The organism is Mesorhizobium sp. M7A.F.Ca.US.006.04.2.1, assembly GCF_004022915.1.
GTDB classification, from domain to species: domain Bacteria; phylum Pseudomonadota; class Alphaproteobacteria; order Rhizobiales; family Rhizobiaceae; genus Mesorhizobium; species Mesorhizobium ciceri.
Genome location: NZ_RZQA01000480.1, coordinates 1 through 4,998, shown reverse-complemented (window position 1 = coordinate 4,998; position 4,998 = coordinate 1). Strand labels below are relative to the sequence as shown.

The 4,998-nt window shown below is 58.3% G+C and carries 3 protein-coding genes and 1 pseudogene; 1 reads left to right on the top strand and 3 read right to left on the bottom strand.

Translation table 11 applies throughout. The features are described from left to right. Positions 1-1,784: 1,784 nt before the first annotated feature. Positions 1,785-2,027, bottom strand: coding sequence for a helix-turn-helix domain-containing protein (locus EN925_RS23130; RefSeq protein ID WP_164768974.1), 243 nt, complete (start codon positions 2,025-2,027; stop codon positions 1,785-1,787). Positions 2,028-2,235: 208 nt separating this feature from the next. Between EN925_RS23130 and EN925_RS23125 the strand changes: the two genes are divergently transcribed. After that, a complete protein-coding gene (locus EN925_RS23125) occupies positions 2,236-3,132 on the top strand; it encodes an ankyrin repeat domain-containing protein (RefSeq protein WP_127368734.1) in 897 nt (298 codons plus the stop codon). Between the two features lie 544 nt (positions 3,133-3,676). Here the strand turns inward: EN925_RS23125 and EN925_RS23120 are convergent. Together EN925_RS23120 and EN925_RS23115 are read right to left on the bottom strand one after the other, a co-directional pair. Beyond that, the gene (locus tag EN925_RS23120; RefSeq protein WP_206519187.1) at positions 3,677-3,934 is read right to left on the bottom strand and encodes a cytochrome ubiquinol oxidase subunit I; all 258 of its coding nucleotides are present in this window, start codon (positions 3,932-3,934) and stop codon (positions 3,677-3,679) included. A 711-nt stretch (positions 3,935-4,645) separates the two neighbouring features. After that, positions 4,646-4,998, bottom strand: a pseudogene (locus EN925_RS23115) (homospermidine synthase); the annotation flags it as partial.

The following is a 4,998-nucleotide window of genomic DNA, read 5'->3' as shown; positions in this document are numbered from 1 at the left end:
GCTTAAGGATAGACGTTGGATGGGTCGGCGTCATGTGCACAGATCGCCAGCGGTGCAACGGTCAACTGCTTAGCGGCTCCTTTGGTTTTGTGCGCAACGGTCTTTCCCCTAGCTGGATTTAGCTATCCCCCTACGGCTGGGTAGGGACGTCAGTCTCAATTGAGCAATCGCTGATTAGGCAGCGCGGGGGATGATCCCCAAGAGCTATCCCGCAATGGCAGGTGCGGCCCACGCTTCCAACCTAAGCATCCCCGCACCGGCCATTCTTTTGGGTCTACGGCTGGGTAGCGCCTAGCGGCTCGCTTTTGGCCTTGATTTGTTCTGGCCGTTGCAACTAGGCGCAATCCCGCAGTAGCGGAGCCGCGCAAAGTCCTCGCTAGTTTCACCTTACGTTCCTGTCCGACTGCGGACAATCGCCACCAAAGCACAAGCCCTTGGAAGGGGACCTGGGGGGCGGTAGTCGGCACGATCAGACAGACCAAAAACGGGTTGAGCGACCGTGCCGACCATAGCTGGACACGAGGGTGGGCCTAATGTCCAGGCTCCATATGCTACCGGTACACTGGTCTTGCTACAACTACGCCTGATGGCCTATGTCGCGCTTGAAAATCGAAGTCGCATGGCGATCTGGACGCTACCCAAACCGCACTGCCTAGAATCCTAAAGGGAACTCACCCTCAAGTGGCACATTGACCCTCTGAGCGGTCGATTCAAAAGGATGTAGCCGCTTACACAGGGTCCGCCGCCGGCGCCCCAATAGGCGGCGGGCTCACCCTCAGTGGCTTTCAACGTAGAGCAAGAAGCCCGCCTCGCCTCATTCACGGCGAAATGGCAGGCGTAACCACATCGAAGGCTCGCCAAAGGACCTCTTCTATACTCGTGGGAGTCGAATCCACGAGCGGAATGCGCAGCGGCCAGCCGTTGACCATCTGGAAGACCCAACGACGTCCTTGGACCACGCCAAGGCGCCTGTAACGACAAGAGGCGCATAGGTCGCGATGACCACATGGGTCTGCCTGTAGTATGTGGAGGTTATTACACGTTCGACATACTCGCGCTGCCAGTTCGGGTGAAGGCTGCTCGGGTTCGTCGATGAGGAAAACAGGCTGATGGCCTCGCTCCGCGGTGCTTAGGAACACCAGCGATGAAATCAGTGACAATTCGCCTGACCTGGCGTCTTGCAATTCGATCATCAGCCCATCTCGGCGCTCGAGATGTACCTGGATCGGCTCGCGTAGAAAATCGTGCTGCCGAAGCCAGCGCTCGTTCCTGAGCACTGCTTAGAAATCGCGACCTAATGAGAACGACAGCTTAGGGTCCGTCTGGTCTAACCAAACCACTTGCTTGGGTTGGACGGAATGGCGGCCTCCTGATCCAAAGAGAGCACGCTCTCAAAATCCAGAACCTGTCGTCCAGTGTTGACGGCGGAGAAACCGAACCTCGGGTGGTATCCGCAGTAATTGAGAACCGCTCCGGCTTCATAGAAGCTCGCGCTGGATTCACGGAAGGACGCAGCAATGGCCTGCTTTATTACAGAGCGGGGTGAGTTGAAGGCCGGGATACGACGCAAGTTCCGAATGCCCGCAAATCTGTCTCGTGCAGTGTTCGAGACGACCGTGAGGTCCGTCGGATTTGTAGAGGTTCCCCTCGCACGACTTCCTTGCGCCGGTGAGCACCGCGCCGCCTGGCCCGTTCCACCAGCCCAGCCGCATGAAGCTGCGTCTCGATGAAGGGGTAGCCCCAGTTGAAGTCATGATCGCGCAGCAGGTATTCGTGGAAATGCTTCAGGTTCCAGCCAAGGTAGCGGTGGCGATAAAGTTCCAGCATCTCCTCGATCCCCTCCGCGGCACCCGGCGCGTCGAAAGCTTGCCCAAACGCCGGTCGAGCAACCCAGCCTCCCCAGCCTCTTCGTAACGCTCGCGGTAACGCCGGAATTGCCGCTCCGACATGCCCAGCAACTCGCCTGCCTCCATCATCGAAAGATCGCCGCCATTCCAGCGGCTCAATACATCCCGAAACTTCTGCATTCTCCGGTCCTCTAGCCACGCTGCCCGCTTCATCCCCAGCCTCCATTCGCTGGCGATAAAACCGGACAACTCGCGTGCTACCTAATCCGGACAACTCATGTGCTTACGACAGCAGTTGCTGAAATACATTGCCGCGATTAAGCATTCGGACTAAAGTCATCCCTTCTCGCAGCGTGCCGCGTCCTCCGGTTTGACACAGGGGTGCCGAATGCGCATGTCCTTGCTTTTCATTTCACTGCTGATTGCACACATCCCGATTGTATCGCATGCCGCCGCCATTCACGACGCCGCCGTGAAGGGAGATGTCGCGGCAATTACGGCAGCGCTCGACGCCGGTGCCGGCGTCGACGAGAGCGATGGAAAAGCAACGCCGCTCTATCTTTCGGTTAGGGGCGGGCATCTTGCGGCGGCAAAACTGCTCATGGAACGAGGTGCCGACGCCAACGTTGCCCCGACGCCGCTTTTGGGACCTCCCCTCATGCCGGCTTTGGCAAAACGCAGGGTCGACTTGATCAATCTGTTGCTGCAGGGGGGCGCAAATCCAAATGCGCAGCGCGGCGGTGAATCCGCCCTTCACATCGCCGTCAGATCCGGCTGTCTCGATTGCGTGAAGGCACTGGTCGAGGCCGGCGCCGATGTGAATGCGAAGACAAAGGACGGCAAGACACCGCTCCACATGGCAAAATTCAAGGGGCAACATGAAGTTGCCGCCTATCTCTTGTCGCACGGCGTCGTCTTGCCAACGCCAGCCCCTATCTCGATGAAATTGTCAAATGCGGATGTCGAGAAAGGCCGAACCTACTTCACCCATGTGTGTCACGGTTGCCACAATGCCGAGCCAAAGGGAGAGACCAAGACGGGGCCCAACTTGTGGGGCGTCGTCGGCCGCGACAAGGCATCCATGGCAAGTATGCGTTACTCCGACACATTGCTGGGCTGGGAAGGTGTATGGACGTATGAGGACCTGAACACATATCTCTTCGGGCCCATGCTCACAACGCCGGGCGTCAAGATGGAGACGCCCGGTGTCCCGGACGAGACCGAACGGGTCAACGTGATCGCGTACTTGCGCACACTCAGCGACAAGCCGATTCCGCTGCCCTGAACCCCTACCCAGTATCGCCCCTTTGTAAAAGCGCACTGGGGAAGCCCTGCCAATGCCAGCGCGCAAAAGAAGCCTTTAACGCTTATTCAATTTATCTATTTTAGAATGTGCTAATGCGCTTCTCAATCCTGCTTTTTGGCTGGGCAGTATTTTGCGGTTGGGATTTCGCCGCCAATGATGGCCAAACCATTATTGGCCTTGGCGTGCGAGTTGCCAGGCTATTCCACCTCTCCGGGCTAATTTGAAGTTAGGACGACGTCAGCGCTTCTTCACCTTCGGCGTGATCTCCTCGACCCGCACCTTGTCGCCGATCTCCCTTAGCGAGCGGGTATGTCCGAGGCAGGCTCGTCGAGAAAGGCCCCTGCCCCTTTTTACTAGCTCTCGACGAGCCGTGCGCCGCTTACCCCCGGACGGCAAACGCTGTCGCAGTCTGCCTTGATCGTCAAGCGACTGTTCTGTTCGCGTGTTCGTTAGCTCAATCAGGTTGCGCTAATGTCACATTCGGTGGACGCGTACGCGTGCGCGCAACTGCAAGCCGTCTCATTCACCCTTCCGCCGTCTCAATTTCGGCATGATCTCCTCGATCCGCGCCTTCACGCCGTCCTGGGCCATCGCCACCGGTGACGACGCCCATCCCGAACGCAATCTTGATCCAGAACGTCGAGATGCGGAGATAGATGTCCCTTCCGGTCAAGAAATTGAGGCCTTCCAGCATCGCGATGAACGCGGTCAATCCTACAGTAATAGCCGGCAGCAGGATGTGCCAGCCGATGACCCAGCCGAACTGCAGTCGCGATAGCAATACAGGATCGAAGTCCTCGTCCCTCTGGATGCAGGCGAGCCGGCGAGAATCGCATCACCTTCCGTAGTAGCGGCGGCTGTGGCGGGAGCGCGTTTTCAGTGCCGTGGTCAAGCTATGGGAATTGGCGACGGTGTCGATGCCGGATTTTGAAACCAGCTGTTCTGCCGCGTCGTACGGCTTGCAACTCTCAGGCGTGACCGCGCCAGAGGCGATAGAGCACGCACCTAGCTTGCGTGCTTGTGCTGCTTAGCTGCGCAACGACACCCGGGGGCGATGGGAACCGTCTGCGGCAATCCATGCTTCGGTGTGCTTGCAGCTCGCTTAGTCAAAGCGCTTCTCTGGGTAGGCACAGGGCGATCCGACCAACGGACAAGCGACGGCAGGACGAGAAATCGATGCTGCCGTCCAGTCCCGCCAGAATTGCCGCACGACAGGCAATGTAACGCGTGAAAGGCGTTTGAAACGTCACATTCGGCTATATGAGAATGAACGCCCCGATAAGAAGCGCGCCAAGCCCGATCGCGACGACAAGCCGTGTGGTGAGATCCATCAGGTCAATTTCCTTATTGCCAACTCTAACGTCTCGAGTTGGACGAGACCTTCCGTACGGAATCGTCGGTCCACGCCAATTGCCTCCGCGCCGGGAGAGAACCATGTCGGCAGCTTTGCCGGAGCAGAAACCCGTTGCGCCGCTGCCCTGCCCGGCGGCTATCATGAAACCAGCACATTCCGGAACTGCCAGGGATCGGATGTGTCGATGTCCTCCGGGAAGAGCCCAGGCCGGCCATCCAGAGGCGTCCAGTCCGTATAGACACCAACGAGAGAGCCAAGATAGGGCTTCTGGATCTCCAGGCAGCGCCGGAAGTCCAGATCTTCAACTTCCACGATGCCGGCCTCGGGGTTTTCAAGCGCCCAGACATGCCTGCGAGCACAGCCGACGTGACCTGAAGCCCAGTAGCATTGTGATGGGGCACGAGCTGTCGTGTCTTCAATCGCGAGCTGCGAACCGTACCAAAACGCGTTTCTTGAATGGCCCTAAAGAAGCACGCCAAGTTCATCTATCC

Bases quoted from the DNA above. Each gene is read 5' to 3' on its own strand.
- EN925_RS23125 (WP_127368734.1), top strand. From the start codon at position 2,236: ATGCGCATGTCCTTGCTTTTCATTTCACTGCTGATTGCACACATCCCG.
- EN925_RS23130 (WP_164768974.1), bottom strand. From the start codon at position 2,027: ATGCAGAAGTTTCGGGATGTATTGAGCCGCTGGAATGGCGGCGATCTT.